This window comes from Pseudomonas sp. (assembly GCF_036404235.1).
Taxonomy (GTDB): domain Bacteria; phylum Pseudomonadota; class Gammaproteobacteria; order Pseudomonadales; family Pseudomonadaceae; genus Aquipseudomonas.
In genome coordinates, this window is sequence record NZ_DASWOT010000163.1 from 82,884 (window position 1) to 98,771 (window position 15,888).

At 59.5% G+C, this 15,888-nt stretch carries 15 protein-coding genes and 1 pseudogene; 6 read left to right on the plus strand and 10 right to left on the minus strand.

Annotation, left to right across the window (positions count from 1 at the left end):
* Positions 1-148: 148 nt before the first annotated feature.
* The 3 genes from VGC62_RS20710 to VGC62_RS20720 all read right to left on the minus strand — a co-directional run bounded on the left by VGC62_RS20710 (position 149) and on the right by VGC62_RS20720 (position 3,300).
* A complete protein-coding gene (locus VGC62_RS20710) occupies positions 149-1,540 on the minus strand; it encodes a HAMP domain-containing sensor histidine kinase (protein ID WP_331188943.1) in 1,392 nt (463 codons plus the stop codon).
* Positions 1,518-2,201 carry a response regulator transcription factor gene (locus VGC62_RS20715; protein ID WP_331188944.1) on the minus strand — a complete coding sequence of 228 codons (684 nt, stop codon included), beginning with the start codon at positions 2,199-2,201 and terminating at the stop codon, positions 1,518-1,520. The genes VGC62_RS20710 and VGC62_RS20715 overlap by 23 nt, the downstream gene beginning before the upstream one ends.
* Before the next feature lie 196 nt (positions 2,202-2,397).
* Positions 2,398-3,300 (minus strand): formate/nitrite transporter family protein, encoded by a 903-nt coding sequence (locus tag VGC62_RS20720; protein ID WP_331188945.1) that lies wholly within the window; start codon positions 3,298-3,300, stop codon positions 2,398-2,400.
* A 142-nt stretch (positions 3,301-3,442) separates the two neighbouring features.
* On the opposite strand from VGC62_RS20720, the gene VGC62_RS20725 reads away from it, so the two are divergent.
* Positions 3,443-3,931: a GNAT family N-acetyltransferase gene (locus VGC62_RS20725; RefSeq protein ID WP_331188946.1), complete on the plus strand. Its 489-nt coding sequence runs from the start codon at positions 3,443-3,445 to the stop codon at positions 3,929-3,931.
* Between the two features lie 416 nt (positions 3,932-4,347).
* Here VGC62_RS20725 and pncA read toward each other — a convergent pair whose 3' ends face one another.
* From pncA to VGC62_RS20745, 4 genes are all read right to left on the minus strand, one after another.
* Positions 4,348-4,995, minus strand: a complete 648-nt coding sequence (gene pncA, locus VGC62_RS20730; RefSeq protein WP_331188960.1) for a bifunctional nicotinamidase/pyrazinamidase — start codon at positions 4,993-4,995, stop codon at positions 4,348-4,350.
* Between the two features lie 79 nt (positions 4,996-5,074).
* Entirely contained in the window at positions 5,075-6,040 is a 966-nt protein-coding gene (locus tag VGC62_RS20735) for a D-2-hydroxyacid dehydrogenase family protein (RefSeq protein ID WP_331188947.1), read from the minus strand.
* 124 nt (positions 6,041-6,164) lie between these two features.
* On the minus strand, positions 6,165-6,818 hold the full coding sequence (locus VGC62_RS20740; protein WP_331188948.1) for a DUF1345 domain-containing protein: 654 nt from the start codon (positions 6,816-6,818) through the stop codon (positions 6,165-6,167).
* Between the two features lie 160 nt (positions 6,819-6,978).
* Positions 6,979-8,160 (minus strand): alpha/beta hydrolase, encoded by a 1,182-nt coding sequence (locus VGC62_RS20745; protein WP_331188949.1) that lies wholly within the window; start codon positions 8,158-8,160, stop codon positions 6,979-6,981.
* A gap of 181 nt (positions 8,161-8,341) precedes the next feature.
* Here VGC62_RS20745 and VGC62_RS20750 point away from each other — a divergent pair, with 181 nt between their 5' ends.
* Complete coding sequence (locus VGC62_RS20750) at positions 8,342-9,496, plus strand: alpha-hydroxy acid oxidase (RefSeq protein ID WP_331188950.1); 1,155 nt, start codon at positions 8,342-8,344, stop codon at positions 9,494-9,496.
* Positions 9,497-9,514: 18 nt separating this feature from the next.
* Here the strand turns inward: VGC62_RS20750 and VGC62_RS20755 are convergent, their stop codons facing one another.
* Positions 9,515-9,652 carry a hypothetical protein gene (locus tag VGC62_RS20755; RefSeq protein WP_331188951.1) on the minus strand — a complete coding sequence of 46 codons (138 nt, stop codon included), beginning with the start codon at positions 9,650-9,652 and terminating at the stop codon, positions 9,515-9,517.
* Positions 9,653-9,687: 35 nt separating this feature from the next.
* Here VGC62_RS20755 and VGC62_RS20760 point away from each other — a divergent pair, with 35 nt between their 5' ends.
* Both VGC62_RS20760 and VGC62_RS20765 read left to right on the plus strand, forming a co-directional pair.
* A complete protein-coding gene (locus VGC62_RS20760; protein WP_331188952.1) occupies positions 9,688-10,785 on the plus strand; it encodes a sugar diacid recognition domain-containing protein in 1,098 nt (365 codons plus the stop codon).
* A gap of 209 nt (positions 10,786-10,994) precedes the next feature.
* Positions 10,995-12,131, plus strand: coding sequence for a glycerate kinase (locus tag VGC62_RS20765; RefSeq protein WP_331188953.1), 1,137 nt, complete (start codon positions 10,995-10,997; stop codon positions 12,129-12,131).
* Between the two features lie 62 nt (positions 12,132-12,193).
* On the opposite strand, the gene VGC62_RS20770 is transcribed toward VGC62_RS20765, so the two are convergent.
* Together VGC62_RS20770 and VGC62_RS20775 are read right to left on the minus strand one after the other, a co-directional pair.
* Complete coding sequence (locus VGC62_RS20770) at positions 12,194-12,463, minus strand: DUF2790 domain-containing protein (protein ID WP_331188954.1); 270 nt, start codon at positions 12,461-12,463, stop codon at positions 12,194-12,196.
* 208 nt (positions 12,464-12,671) lie between these two features.
* Positions 12,672-14,213, minus strand: a complete 1,542-nt coding sequence (locus VGC62_RS20775) for an MFS transporter (protein WP_331188955.1) — start codon at positions 14,211-14,213, stop codon at positions 12,672-12,674.
* 221 nt (positions 14,214-14,434) lie between these two features.
* Here VGC62_RS20775 and VGC62_RS20780 point away from each other — a divergent pair, with 221 nt between their 5' ends.
* Both VGC62_RS20780 and VGC62_RS20785 read left to right on the plus strand, forming a co-directional pair.
* On the plus strand, positions 14,435-15,310 hold the full coding sequence (locus VGC62_RS20780) for a LysR family transcriptional regulator (protein WP_331188956.1): 876 nt from the start codon (positions 14,435-14,437) through the stop codon (positions 15,308-15,310).
* 42 nt (positions 15,311-15,352) lie between these two features.
* Positions 15,353-15,754 (plus strand): annotated as a pseudogene (locus VGC62_RS20785) (Fic family protein); the annotation flags it as partial.
* Between the last annotated feature and the right edge of the window lie 134 nt (positions 15,755-15,888).

Consider the following 15,888-nt stretch of genomic DNA (forward strand, 5'->3'; position numbering starts at 1 on the left):
TTGAATTCATCAGGAACATACCCCCGCATGGAATGAGTATGAGCAGCGTAGGCTAATAAATACGCTTTGCGATGCGGGGTAAAAATATAAAAAGTGATTGGGTGTACGTAACTGTGGCGTCAGGGTTTTGCCGGGTAAAACGGTTTTTTCAACCCAGCGCCAGTACCTGCCGACACTCCAGTACCAGACTCGCGCCGCCGGAGGGGCTGGTGCCGATATGCAGTTTGAAACCGTGCAGGTTAACGATGGCCGCGACGATGGACAGGCCCAGGCCGAACCCGCTTTGCTGATTGCCGCTTTCGCTGCGGTAGAAGCGTTTGAACACCGCTTCGCGTTCGGCGGTGGGGATGCCGGGGCCGGTGTCCTGAACTTCGATGAAGGTCGCGTCGGCTTCGGCGCGGGCGATCATTGTGACGTTGCCACCGGGCGGGGTGAATTTGATCGAGTTACTCAGCAGGTTCGACAGCGCCTCGAACAGCAAGGCCCGATCCCCCACGAGTGGTGGCAAGTCCTCGGCTATTTTCAGCTCCAGTGACACACGACCTTCTTCGGCCAGGGGCAGGTAAAAGTCATAAAGCTCTTGCAGCAGCAGGCGCGGGTCGAGTCGATCAAAGGCCGACCGGCGTTGGTGGTCCTCCAGCTCGGAAATCCGCAGCAGCCCACGAAAGCGCGCCATCAGGGTGTCGGCGTCGGCGATCACCTGGGCCATTTGCTTGCCTTGCGGTGAATCTTCGGCTGACTGTTGTTGGATGCGATACAGCTGCGCCCGCAGACGAGTCAGGGGCGTGCGCAGGTCATGGGCGATGTTGTCGCACACGCCCTTGACCTCGTTCATCAGCCGCTCGATTCGATCGAGCATGGCGTTGACGATGTCCGCCAGCATGTCCAGTTCGTCGCGTCGGTCAGACACCGGCAGACGTCGGGTCAGGTCGCCGGTGACGATGGCCTCGGCGCTGGCCTGAATTGCGCGAATGCGCTGCAACGGACGGCGACGCAACAGGTGCCAGCCGGCGATGCCTGGAAGAATCGTCAGCGAAACGCCCCACAGCAAGGCGCGCAAAATCAAAGTGGTGACGGCAAATAGCGAGCCGTTGTCGCGCACCAGGATCAGCCAACGGTTATCCAGGGTATGAATCGCCACCGCATCACAACTGGCCCGTGGCAGGTCCGGGTCATCGGATTCGATGCAGGTGTCCAGCTCCTGAATCTGCCCGTTCAACTGTAGGCCGTCGGGCAGCGCGCGGATGGGTCCGCTGATGGGGTGCAGATCCTTGTCGAACAGGCCGTAGGCGTCCACCGAGCGCATGTCGAATTTGTCGCTGTTGGCCAGCGCATCATCGAGCTGTACGCCTTGAAAGCGCGAAAACAGCTGCTGGCGCTGCATCAATGAATGGCGGGCGAGGGTGTTCAGGTAGCTGGTGACTTCCCAGTACAGCACCCCCATGAGGATGCTGCTCCAGGCCACGAACAAGAAACTGTAGAGCGCCAGCAGGCGGCTGCTGGAAGAACGCCAGCCCTTAGACGGGTTCGGCAATGACATATCCTGAGCCTCGAACGGTTCGAATCAGGGGCGTCAGGGTAGGGGGATCGATTTTCTTGCGCAAGCGACCAATGTGTACGTCGATAAGGTTGGTGCCGGGATCAAAGTGATAACCCCAGACTTCCTCGAAAATCATCATGCGGGTGATGATCTGTCCGCTGTTGCGCATGAGGAATTCCAGCAACTTGTATTCGGTGGGCAGCAGGTTCAGCGGTTGTGCGGCACGACTGGCCTCGCGGGTGATCAGGTTCAACTCCAGATCGGCGACCCGGAGCATGGTTTCGGCCTGGGTGCCGGGGTTGCTGCGACGCAGTAACACTTCGACCCGGGCGGCCATTTCATCGGATGCGAACGGCTTTGACAGGTAGTCGTCGCCGCCAGCGCGCAGGCCACGTACGCGCTCATCGACGTCCGACAGGGCACTGATCATCAGGATCGGCGTGGAAATCCCCAGCGCACGCATCGTCGTGACAATGGCCAAGCCATCCACTTCGGGCAGCATGCGGTCCAGGGTGATCAGGTCGTAATCGCCACTGACCGCGCGTACCAAGCCTTCGCGGCCGTTATCGACCCAGTCCACTTGAAGACCATGGCTGCTTAACTCGGCCACGATTTCCTTCGCCGTTACGGCATCGTCTTCGATCGTCAGAATTCGGGTCATTGGGGTGCCTGAAGCAATTGCGACTGGAGGCGGTATTTTGCCTTTAAAAGTCGCGAGGATTCCTGAAAAAAAGTTTAAGAAGGGAGTGCTGTCGTGGTTTTAGCCCTGCAGGAGCGAACGTGTTGGCGAGAAATTGAGGCGTCGATTCAGGCCCGACGCCTCGCGAATAAATTCGCTCCTACAGAGGCGGTTGGCGTTACTGCTGGGGTAAGTGTTCCTTTTCGGTCGGGTTTTTTTTGTCGGGACTGTTTTTTTCCCTCTTCGGCGTGCTGCTTTCGCTGCGGATCTGCGCGTGGCTGATCAAGGCAAAGATAAAGCTGCCGCCAATGATGTTGCCGGCCAGGGTGGGGCCGGCGAAGACCAGCCAGAAATCCTTCCACGCCAGCTCTCCGGCGAACACCAGGTAGGAGACTTCCGCCGAGCCTACGACGATGTGAGTGAAATCCCCCAGCGCCATCAGGTAGGTGATCATCACGATGATTGCGACCTTGGCGCTCTCCATCGAGGCAATCATCCACACCATGGTGGCGATCATCCAGCCGGAAATAATGCCCTTGGAGAACATGGTGCCGATGTCGTTTTCCATGATCTTGCGGCCGATTTGCAGAAAGGCCAGATCAGTCTTGCTATCGAAAATCGGCAAATGCAGCATCACGTACGCCACCAGCAGCGTGCCACACAGGTTGCCGACCAGCACCACGGTCCACAGTCGAAACAGACGGCCGATGTTGCTCAGGGTGAACTTGGTCATGACCGGCAACACTGCCGTCAGGGTGTTTTCAGTGAACAGTTGTTGCCGCGCCAGAATCACCGCCAGAAAGCCCGCGCAGTAACCCAGGCTGGCGATGGCCTTGAAGCCTTCACCGTCTGGCAGCCTTGAATTGAGCAGCCCCATGGCCATCAACGACAATCCCATGGTCAAACCGGCGGCCAATGCCGACCACCAGAGCGCGGTCACGCTGCGTTCGAGTTCCTGATCACCCTGGGCACGAATGGTTTCGTGCAGCACGGCGGCCCGCGGCGGTTGATTTTCGTCGATGTCCCGTTCTTCCTTGGCGGTGAGTCCGGGGGTCTTGCCGTCTTGTTCCTGATGCTCCATGGGCATTCCTTAACGCTGGTCGTGAACGAAGAGGGTGGCGTCGCGTATTCAATGCTGCGCCGGGCTGTTGCTTGAGACACAATCGGTGCTGGGTCGTTCGCTGTTGGACGATGCCGTTTCGATCTCACACAGGAGAGCACGCGTGACCCTTCATATTCGTGACGCGACCAGGGCCGATGCCGCCGTGATTCTTGGTTTCATCACTGAACTGGCGATCTACGAAAAAGCCGAGCATGAGGTGTTGGCCAGCATTGCCGATATCGAGCGCAGTTTGTTTGACGAAGCCGACTCACCGGCCAAGGCATTGATGTGTTTGTTAAACGATGAGCCCATCGGTTTTGCCGTGTACTTCCTCAGCTATTCCACCTGGCTGGGGCGCAAGGGGGTGTATTTGGAGGACTTGTACGTCTCGCAGCAGCATCGCGGTGTTGGCGCAGGCAAGCGGTTGTTGCGGCATTTGGCGAACATCGCCGTCAATAGCGGTTGTGGGCGTTTAGAGTGGAGCGTGCTGGACTGGAATCAGCCGGCCATCGACTTCTATAAGTCTATTGGCGCCGAACCGCAGGATGAGTGGGTGCGGTATCGGATGGAGGGCGAGACACTGAGTGATTTCGCCGTTGGAAAGCGCTGATCCGTCATACGATGGCACGCCTCGCAAGATTTGAGTCTTCGCCAATTGCGAGTAAGGCGAACGACCTGTAAGCGAACTTGTTCGCGAAGCGTCCTGCCTGATGCACCACATTGACGGCGTAGGCGCCGGGCTTGCCCGCGAGCGGCGGGGAATCCGTCGTAAAACCTGCACCCGCGGTGTGACAGGCAAACCGCGCACACCGGGTTTACTGCCGCTGCGCGCCAGGTCGCGGGGCAAGCCGCACTCCTGCCCGCCACATTGAAGGCATACACCCTGCACAGCGGTGAAGCATTTGATACGGCCACGCTTTTCAGCAAAAAGCACCTGCCGAAAGCTTGACCGGGACCCGAGTATCTACAGGATTGTGTGCGTGCTGGATAAGCGGCGTTGACAGGTGATTTGTTAACGCAAGGCTGTTACAGCAACCCCGCGCTGTCGATCCGACCAACCCCAGCGGCCAGCATCTCTTTCCATGCCTTGTCGAGCGATCCACCCAGATCAATCGCTCGGCAGGCATCCTCGATCACCCACGTATTGAACCCGGCTGTCCGTGCATCCAGCGCCGACCAGGCCACGCAGAAATCCAGCGCCAGGCCGACCATGAATACACTGTCGATGCCGCGCTCCTTGAGATACCCCGCCAAACCTGTGTGTGTCGTGCGATCACCTTCGACGAACGCCGAGTAGCTGTCGATCCCGGTATTACAGCCTTTGCGCAGGATCAACTGCGCATGAGGCAGGTGTAAATCGGCGTGCAGCTCGGCGCCATGGGTAGCCTGAACGCAATGGTCAGGCCAAAGCGTCTGCGGACCGTAGGGCAGGGTGATGCTGTCGAACGGCGCACGACCCGCATGGCTGGACGCGAAGGAGATATGCCCGGTCGGGTGCCAATCCTGGGTGATTACTACGTTGCGAAAGCGTGCGCCGAGGCGATTGATCAATGGCACCAGCGCATCACCTTCGGCCACCGCCAGTGCGCCCCCGGGCATGAAGTCGTACTGCATGTCGATGACCAGCAGGGCACTGCGCGGGTTCGAGGGTAAAAGGGAAAGCGATGTAGGCATCATCAAAGGTCCTTGAGGAAATGATGGCAACGACAAAAAAAACAAGGTCTGCGTTTACCCTGAGGGTGTGGTCAACCCGTTAAGCAAACAACCGAATCGGTGAACCGGCATGCCACGCCTGTATGTCTTCGATCATCTGAGTAAAGAACATCCGGTAGTTATTTTCCGTCACATAACCCACGTGCGGGGTAGCCAGCAGGTTCGGCAGCGAGCGCAAAGGGTGGTCTGCCGGTAATGGCTCCTGGGCGAACACATCCAGCGCGGCACCAGCGATTTTCTTCTGCTTGAGCAACTCGACCAATGCGTCTTCGTCGACAATCGGCCCGCGTGCGGTGTTGATCAGATAGGCCGTTGGTTTCATCCGGTTGAGCGATTGCGCGTCCACCAGACCGCGACTGCGATCGCTGAGCACCAGGTTCACCGAAACGATGTCCGACTGCTCGAACAGCTCAGCCTTGCTGACATAGGTCACGCCATGTTCGGCAGCGCGTTCGGCGGTGAGGTTTTCGCTCCAGGCGATGACTTTCATGTCGAACGCAAGGGCGTACCTGGCGACCCTCTGGCCGATACTGCCCAGCCCAACGATGCCCAGCGTTTTGCCGTACAGATCACTGCCGATGTCGACCTGCCAATTGCCGGCACGCAATGAATTGGCTTCCTCAACGATATTGCGCGTCACGGCCATGATCAGCGCCCAGGTCAACTCCGGCGCAGCATGTTTGTAACTCTCGGTGCCAGCGACTTGAATGCCCAGACGCTTTGTGGCCGCCAGGTCCAGCGCTGCGTTGCGCATGCCTGCGCTGACCAGCAATTTCAGCTTGGGCAATTGGCTGAGCAGCGGCTCATCGAAGAGCGTGCGCTCACGCATCACGCAGATCACGTCGAAATCCTTCAGGCGCGCCACCATGGTCGCGGTGTCGGCAGGAAATTCGTGCAGAAAACTCACTTCGCCGATCGAATCCAGCACAGTCCAGTCCACGACATCGCTGGCGACGGACTGCCAGTCATCAAGTACGGCAATTCTCACCGCAGAATCCTGAGTCATTTCGGGTAGGCCTCATTCAAGGAATACATTGGATTTGTCGCGCCCACACTACGCCCCGGCTGCGCCGAGGGAAACAAGGGGCCGCGCGATTTCATGTGTGTTTGTCCGGTTAAAAGGTGGTGCGTCAGCCGAACAGTCCAGCGGCGATGTTAATGGAGAAGCCAAGAATAGCCGTGTTGAACAGAAAGCCGATCAGCGATTGCGCCAGCACCACTTTGCGTAACCCGCGGGTGGCGACGCCAACATCTGAGGTCTGCACGGCGACACTGAGGGTGAACGAGAAGTACAGAAAGTCCCAGTAGTCTGGGTTCAGTTCGCCCCCGGCGAAGCGCAGCGCCGGTTCTTTACCGCGCCAGGTATAAAACAAGCGCGCGTAGTGCAGGCTGAAAATCACCCCGGTTATCAGCCATGACCCGACGATGGTCAGCCCGGTGAAGGCGTAGTGCATGGCCTTGTCTGAGGGGGCCATGGCTTTGGCGCCGGACAGCTCCAGGACGATGGCCGCCAGACTGGCAATCGCCGCCACGCACACCATGAACAGTACCAGGCCGGCGTTTTCGTCTTCGATCTCGGCGATGCGTTTGACATCCTCGGCTTGGGAGCGAAAGGTGCGCAGCATGATCAGCACCAGATAGATCCACACACCGACGTTCCAGGCGATCAGGCATTTGCTGGTCAGCGTGATGCTCGGGGCGATTAAGGCTGCGACGATGCCGGCCACAACACCCAGCGCTGCGGCAATGGACAAGCGAGGGTGGGTCTGGGAAAGAAGGGGCATGATGGGCTTCGCGGCAGTGACATGCGGGCACATTAGCACGCAGTACCGGCGCAAAGAAAAACGGCGCGCAAGGGATTACGCGCCGTGCAAACCGGATTCGACCCGTTCGCGGGCAAACCGTGCTTCGACAAACGAGGGGGTCGTTGTGGGTGAGGCGTGGTTACGGGCTGACGGGTGCGGTTTTTTTAACCAACGCTTGTGGATCACTCAAGACCTGCATCATCACCTGCGATTGCCAGTCGAAATAGGGGTTGAACGTCAGGCGCGCGAACACTTTGCCCGGCTCGCGATGGCCCCAATCCGAATACCAGACTTGTTCACCGTTCAGGCATTTGTGCATGGCGACGGTGTCCTGGCCGTTCCAGCAGATGCGCTGGGTGCCGTCTGTGCCATACAAGGGGTTATTCGCTGAAAACATCAGCCCCATGTGCGAAAACTGCGCGATGCGGTATTGCGGCAGGTAGTCGTTGCGCACTAATACCCGCGAGGTTGTCGCGGTAGGCGCAGGATTGTCGCCATACCAGATCAGGCGACTGGCTGGGTTACTGAAGCGCTGATTGAAGTTGTCCAGCACGTAGGCCGTGTCTAGCACCGAATCGTGCTGGGTGATGGCGATGAATACTGGCTTGTCGTAGACCCGCTGCGTCAGGCGTTTTTGTGCCATCAACGCGCTGCGATAAAACTGTGCGAAGCCATTGGTGGGTACGTTGAGGTAACGCACTGGCGTTTGCATCGGTCGGATGCCGTCGTTGGGTTTTGCCAGCCACGGCCGAAACCAGCCGATGTACTGGGTAATCCAGGCGTAGGTATTGTCCGGGCGAAAGGCCGGGGAAAACAGCACCAAGCCTGCGATTTGGTCATGGTCGTAAGCGTAATCCAGTACCAGATTGGCCCCCGTTGAGAACCCGCCCAGATACACTTTTGGCACCTCGCGGCTCAGGATTCGGGTCTGTTCGCGTACCACTTGCTGCCACTCTTTAAGTGTTACATCGAGCATGTCCGACGGCTGTGTGCCGTGTCCGGGCAATAGCACCGTGCGTACCAGAAACCCTTGCGCTGCGAGTTTCATACCGACGTCATTAAACGACCATGGCGAGTCGCCAAGCCCATGCACCAGTAGTATTGCGCCTTTGGGCTGGCCCATTGGCCGCCATTCGTGAGGTGCGTTCCACTCAAGTTCGGCTGGGTGATCATGAGTCTGAAAGCTGCGGTGTTGCTGCATCCATTCGACGGTTTGCTGGCGGTACTGGGCAAAGCTCGACTGCCCCAAAGGTGCGCTGGTCGAGGCGCAAGCGTGCAGGGCAAACAGTGGCAGGAGCAATGCAAGTCGGTTTTTTGCCAAGGGCCAATGCGCTCCGCGAAAGCAAGTCGGTTCGGGTGTGATTCAGGGGCAGAATGGCTAAACGGCAAATGATTCGTCCATTGTTATTTGCTTTTTAACTGTCGGGTATCTGGTTACAGTCTGCGTTGCGAACCGATCAAGCGGTCGCCCCTCAATAATAAAACTGGCCAGGAGACGTTTCGTGTTCGATTCCCTGCACCGTTATCTGTCCCTACATGATTTTGAAAAAGGCGCCCAAAAAATACTGCCCAAACCGCTGTTCGCCTACGTGAGCGGCGCCGTGGAGGACGGGCAGTCGCTGGAGGCCAATCGCAGTTCGTTCGCTCGTTATGGGTTCAAACCTGATGTGCTGGTGGATGTGTCGAAGCGCGACATGAGTGTCGAGCTGTTTGGCCATCGCTACAGCGCCCCGGTCGGCATTGCACCCATGGGCATTTCGGCACTGACCCGTTATCGCGGTGATCTGATCATGGCGCAGGCGGCGGCTGAGGCGAACGTGCCTTGCATCATGAGTGGCTCTTCGCTGATTCGGCTTGAGGAGGTCATAGAAGCCGCGCCGCGCACCTGGTTTCAGGCGTATTTGCCGGGTAAGCAGGATCAGATCGATGCATTGATCGACCGAGTGGCCCGGGCGAAAGTGCAAACCCTGGTGATCACGGTCGACACCCCGGTGTCCGGCAACCGGGAAAACAACCTCCGCGCCGGTTTTTCCACGCCGCTGCGGCCCAGTGTTTCCCTGGCCTGGCAGGGCGCGACTCACCCCCGTTGGTTGTTCGGCACCTTTCTCAAAACGCTGCTCAAGCACGGCATGCCGCATTTCGAAAACAACTACGCCACGCGCGGCGCACCGGTGTTGTCATCCAGCGTGGTGCGGGATTTTTCCGACCGTGGTCATTTGCACTGGAAGCATCTGGCGTTAATCCGCAAACGGTGGAACGGTCCGATGGTGGTCAAGGGCGTGCTCAATGTGGCGGATGTGCTGCGCTGCAAAAGCCTGGGAATCGATGGCGTGGTGGTGTCCAACCATGGCGGGCGACAACTTGACGGCAGCGTCGCGCCCTTGCTGGTGCTCCCGGAAATCGTCGATGCCGCAGGCGATATGCTGATCCTGCTCGACAGCGGCGTGCGACGCGGCACCGACGCCCTCAAAGCCCTGGCCCTGGGCGCCAAGGCGGTGCTGATCGGACGCCCCTTCAACTATGCCGCCGCCATCGCCGGCCAGCGTGGCGTGGCCCATGCGTTGCAACTGATCACCAGCGAAGTCAGCCGCGACATGGGGTTGCTCGGGGTCACTTCGCTGGCGGCCATCGAGAGGCGGCATTTGGCGTTGAGTTAACAGCCGTAGAGGCTGCTCTCAAATATCCAGCTGATCCGCGCTGATACCAAAGGCTTTGGCGATCGTTTCACGGGTAATCTTGCCCTCAATCGCACTCTCCAAAAGAATCAGGCAGACTCCGGTCATGCCCCATAAAAACCAGATCGTGACCCGCATGAATCGCACTCTAATTACTTCGCAGGACCTCTCCCATGTTCGCCATTGATCACGCATTGGCGCAGGACATCGTCGACCGGGCGATGGCGATTCTGCCGTGTAACGTCAATGTCATGGATTACCTGGGGATCATCATCGGCAGCGGCGAAGCGGAGCGGTTGTATACGCGGCACGAAGGTGCGCAGTTGGTGTTGGCCAACAGCCGCGTGGTGGAGATTGACTCGCACACCGCCAGGCAACTAAACGGCGTAAGGCCGGGTGTGAATCTGCCGTTGATGCTCGATCAGAAACTGGTGGGCGTGCTGGGGATTACCGGCGAGCCCGATGAGGTGCGGGTTTACGCCGAGCTGGTGAAGATGACTGCCGAAATGCTCATGGAGCATCGTCGTCAGCAGGCCGATCAGCAGTGGCGGCAGCAGCGCAGCGAGGATTTGCTGGCGCGCCTGTTGCTGGGCGACAGTCCGGACAGTCTGGTCGACGAGGCCGAGCAGTTGGGATTGCAACCGCAGTTGCCGCGTCAGGCGGTGTTGATTGAGGTGGCTGCCAATCTTGGCGTGACTGACAAAATCGCCAGTTGGCTGACCGGGCGTTACGTCAACAGCTGGTGCGTAGCCTGCGAGCCGACACTGTTGTATTGGTGCCGTGCAGTGGGCAAGGATCGCGATGACGCACTGTTGTTGGAGCAATTCGACGAACAGGGTTGGTCGGTCTCGCGCATGTGTACGGTCGAGCCTTCGCCTGATCTGGCTGCACTGCGCCATGCCTGTGTCGCGGCCCGTGACCTGCTCGATTACGCTCGTCACGTCAAACCGCAGCACACGCTGCTGCGCCTCGAAACCCACCGCCTGGCGGTGCTGTTTTGGCGTCATCGCAATGATTGGCTGGCACAAGGCGTCGCCGAGCCGATTCAACGACTGGGCGGGCAGACGCAATTGCTGGAAACCCTGCGGTGCTGGTTGGACTACAGCGGCGAAAGCCAGGCTTGCGCCGATGTGCTGGGTATTCACCGCAACAGCTTGCGTTATCGGCTGGAGAAAATTGCCGAGCTCAGCGGCTGCGATCCGTATCGGACCGATGACCTGTTGCGCCTATACCTGGGGATGCAGATGACACCACGGGTGCTGGTGGGCTGAGCGCTTTCGTCATGTGCGCAGCGTGTTACGCCAGCAATCACCGATACGCCAACGCAATACAGTGCCTGTCCACCAATGCCTCATCGATTGATGCCTGACAGCTTGGTTTTGTTCGAATGACCAATCATCGTCGCGCCGGATTGTGCGAAGAGTAGGCGGAAAATGCCGGCAACAATGCGAACATCGGCCATCGAAAAAGGAGAACACCCATGAAAATCGTCATCGCCCCCGATTCGTTCAAGGACAGCCTCAGCGCGCAAGGCGTGGCCCAGGCCATCGCCAGCGGGCTGGCAGATGTTTGGCCGGACGCCGAACTTATCGAGTGCCCCATGGCTGATGGCGGCGAGGGCACCATCGAAGCCGTGTTGGCAGCCTGCGGTGGGCAATGGATGACGACCCCTGTCAGCGGCCCGCTGGGTAAAAAGCTCGACGCCCAATGGGGTTGGCTGCCTGAGACGCGCACCGCGATCATCGAAATGGCCATGGCCAGCGGATTGCAATTGCTGACCCTGGAACAGCGTGATGCCACTATTACCAGTACTCAGGGCACGGGCGAGTTGATTCGGGCGGCGCTGGACGCCGGTGCCCAGCGAATCATTCTGGCCATTGGCGGCAGTGCGACCAATGATGCCGGCAGCGGCATGCTCTCGGCGTTGGGCGCACGCTTTCTGGCTGACGACGGCCAGCCCTTGCCGCCGGGCGGTCTAGCGCTGGCCAAGGTTGCGCGGATTGAACTCGGCCAATTGGACGAACGCCTGCACGACGTACAGTTCGAAGTCGCTGCCGACGTCGACAACCCGCTGTGCGGCCTCAACGGAGCGTCGCATATCTTCGGGCCGCAGAAAGGCGCATCGCCTGAACAGGTGCTGGCACTGGACGCGGCGCTCGGCCATTTCGCCGATCAGTCTGCACGGGCCTTGGGCAAGGACGAACGTGACCATCCCGGCTGTGGCGCGGCAGGCGGCATGGGCTTCGCGGCCAGGGCGTACCTGAATGCGTCGTTTCGCCCTGGGGTTGAAGTGGTGGCTGATTTGACCGGGCTTGCCGAAGCGCTTGAAGGTGCTCATCTGGTGATCACCGGCGAAGGCCGTTTCGATGCACAAACACTGCGCGGCAAGACGCCGTTCGGCGTGGCGCGGATCGCTCGGCGTAAAAACGTGCCGGTGATTGTCCTGGCCGGCACCTTGGGCGAGGGTTACGCAGATTTGTATGAACACGGCATCAGCGCAGCCTTCGCCCTGACCAGTGGACCAATGACCCTGGACCAGGCCTGTCGCGACGCGGCGAATCTGCTGCATGACCGCGCGCGGGATCTGGCGCGGGTGTGGCGATTGGCGGCGCGATAGTCGGGCGCGAACTCCTGCGGCCAGAATCAAATTCAGATAACTGGCCCAGTTTGCAGCGCGGCTCAATTGTCGCCCAGACAGGCGCTTCCCGTGGCTTCGTAACGTAGGGTATGCGAGTTGCCCATGTGGTCGACGTAGCTCATCTGCACCGGCCGCACACCGCAGAAATTCAGCATGGGCGTATGTGTCACTTGGGCGATGTCGAGCTTGCTGCCATAGGTGTAATCCTGCACCGATGGCATGTTTTTCATGTCGGCGCTGGCGGTCATGGCGAAGGGGCTGAGGGCGGTCAGGGTCAGGGCGGTCAGGGTGGTTTTCAGGGACTGTTTCATGATTGGCTTCTCTTCATATCATAGTGGGTGATCAACTTTCTTGAGCCCGTATGACGAAGCGCGTGGAGGGTTATTCCACGGTGGGAAAAAAATTGCCCCTGACGTAATGCGCAATGTTGTAGCGACGCGATCAACCTCAACCCGCTAACACGTGGCGTATCTGACCTTGGAGAGGGCCTGCCGCCTGGCGAGTGGCGGCAGGATTGATTCAGGCGATTTTCAGGTGCATGGCGGGGATCGGCTTGCGCATCAGCGTGCCGACCACTACAGCGCCGAGCAAGCCCATCCACCCGGCGACCCAGAGCACCGATCCGAAGCCTGAGATGAACGCTTGTCGCGCCAACGGCTCGACGATCAGGCGGGCGCTCACGTCCAACGGCTGCATCGCCGCCGCCATGTCCCCGGCAACCACCCGACTGGCAATGTGTTCGGCGATATCCAGCCAATTGGGCGCTGCATTTTCCAGGCGCAGGTTCAGTGAGTGCAGGGTATGGCTGGCGAGCAGTGCGCCATACACGCCGATGGCCAGCATGATCGAGCTGAAACGCATGGTGGTGCTCATGCCCGAAGCCATGCCGGTACGCTCGCGGGGGACGCAGGCCATGATGTTTTTCTGCGTGTCGCCGTTTAGCAGCCCAGCGCCTGCGCCAGTGACCGCCATCGCCGCCGCGAAGACGCGATAGCCGCCGACCGAGGTTGCCCAGGCGCACAGCAGATTGCCCAGGCCCACAAGACTTAGTCCCAACGCCATCATCGCCGCGGGCGACAAGTGGTGAGACAGTCTCGGGCCAAGATATGGGCACAGCAGCATGGTGATCGCAAACGGCAGCATCCCCAGCCCCGAGGCGATGGCGCTAAAACCCAGGCCGTTTTGCAGGTAGAACGGCAGCAAGGTCATCATCACCTGAGCGCAGCCAGCGTAGGCGAACATGCCCAGCAGCGCGCCGATGAAACGCGGGTAGCGAAACAGTTGCAGGTCGACCATGGGCCGTCGTTGCAGACGCTCGGCCAGTACGAACAGCCCCAGTAGCGCGCCGCCGCCAATCAGCCGCGCAAAGGTCAGCGGGTTGTCCCAGCCGACGCGGTTGGCCTCGATCAGGCCCCAGATCAGGCACAGCAGGCTGGCGCTGAAAAACAGGCTGCCCCACGGGTCCAGACGCGCCGATTGTTCATTGCGCGATTCGCCGATGTTGCGCACCACCATCCACAGCAGTGCCAGGCCGACTGGCAGGTTGAGATAGAAAATCCAGCGCCATCCCACCAGCTCGGCAATCAGGCCACCGACGGTGGGCGCGGCGGTCATCGCCACGCCCATGCACGCGCCCCAGAACGCCCAGGCTTTGGCCCGTTCGGCTTCGTCGTGAAATACATGACCAATGGTGGCCAGCGCCGAGGTCAACAACAGTGCCGCGCCAATGCCTTTCACGGCGCGGGCGATATCGAGAAACAGGATGTTTGGCGCGGCGCCACAGCCGACGGAAGCGAGGATGAACAAGACCAGGCCGCAGAGCAGCATTTTCTTGCGCCCGAAGCGGTCAGCGAGACTGCCGGCGGGCAGCAAGAAGGCTGCGAACGCCAGCATGTAGGCGCTGACGACCCATTCGATGTCGGCAAACCCGGCACTTAGATCCCGGGCGATACTGGGCAGGGTGACGGCGACAATGTTGGTGTCGAGCACGATCAGCGCACACACGCCGCAGGCGGTAAGCAGTGTCATGCGCGGGCTAGGTGATTTCGTTTGAGCGATCATAAGGCAGGCTCCAGAGGTGCCGTTTAGGTTTCAACTAATGCCATGCGATTCTCTGTAGGAGCGAACGTGTTCGCGAGGCGTCATACCCAACGCACTTCATTGTCTTCTCGCCAACAAGTTGGCTCCTACAGCCTTTCGGTGGCTGCCCCACAATATCCCCGGATGGCATATGCTTTATTACCTGAGCGCAGTCACTTCATTACCTTTGAGCTAATGCTGTTATGGACATCCGCCACTTCCGTTACTTCCTGGCCGTCGCCAAGCACAAGCACTTCACTCGTGCCGCCGAGCAATTGGGCATCGCGCCGCCCACCCTGACCCGTCAGATTCAAGATTTGGAAAGCGCGTTGGGCACCCGGTTGTTCGTGCGTGAGCAACGCGAAGTGCGGCTGACCGATGCTGGACGTGCGCTGCAGATCGAGGCTGAGCTGGCGGTGCGTCAGTTTGAGTCAGCGACGCTTAACGTACAGCGCGCGGGCCGTGGCGAAGCCGGACGGATCGAGTTGGGCTATGTGGCTTCGGCGGTGTTTTCCGGCGTCTTGCAGCGCCAGGTCAGTCAGTTTCGGCAACGTTATGCTGACGTCGATTTCACCCTCACCGAGTACCTGATGCCCGCCTTGCCGCGCATGATCGAAGAAGGCCGGCTCGACCTCGGTTACATCCGTTCGCCGATGAAATTGCCAGCCTCGCTGGAGGCGCTGAAACTGTTGACCGAAGGCTTCGTTCTGGCGCTGCCCGACAGCTCTTGGCTGTGCAAGCTCAAGGCCGTCAACGCAGTGCATTTACAGAACGAAACCTTCATCCTCCCGGAGCAGATTTCCGGAACGCTGGCGGTTGCGGCCCACGGGAATTTTGCCCCGACACTTGGCCCGCAACCCGGTGGCCTGGTATCGGTGGTGGCGTTGGTCAGCCTGGGGCAGGGCATTGCCGTGGTGCCGGAGTCAGTGGTCGATCACATTCGGCTACCCAACGTGGTGTACCGACGCATTGACGACTGTCAGCCGTCGTCGTACCTGTCGTTGATTTATCGGCGTCACGAAAAAGCCCCCGCCGTCGCACGTTTTATCGAGCACGTGAAGGAATACACAGAGGCATGATCAATGGTTTCAGCACATGAGGATGGACCTGCACGCATGAAGATGCAGCGGCTTATTGACGATGCCGGGTGTTTTCGATCCGGTGGCGTAGGGATTTATCGCGGGGATCGATTGCTGCATATGGCGCCCCCCGCCAGCCGTCTCAGCGCACTGATGCAAGATCTGCTTGATTGGCTCAAGGGCTCTGATCTGCATCCGCTGATTGCGAGCTGCGTTTTTCATTATGAATTTGAATTCATCCATCCTTTTGCCGATGGAAACGGGCGGATTGGGCGCCTTTGGCAAGCCCTGATACTGAGCCAGTGGCGACCGATACTTGCATACCTGCCGGTGGAGACCGTTATTCGGGACCAACAAGAGGCTTATTACGGTGCGTTGTCGGCGGCGGATCAAATGGCTGAAGCAACGCCTTTCGTGGAGTTTATGCTGAGTGCGCTTGCTCAAGTGGCTTATTGGCAAGCCGGCCCTTCGGTCTGGCGCGCAGCGGCAGTAAACCCGGCATGCGCGGTCGGCGAGGCGAGCAACGTGGCGCCTGAGACTTCGCCTCGCGAACAAGTTCGCTCCTACAACTGATCAAC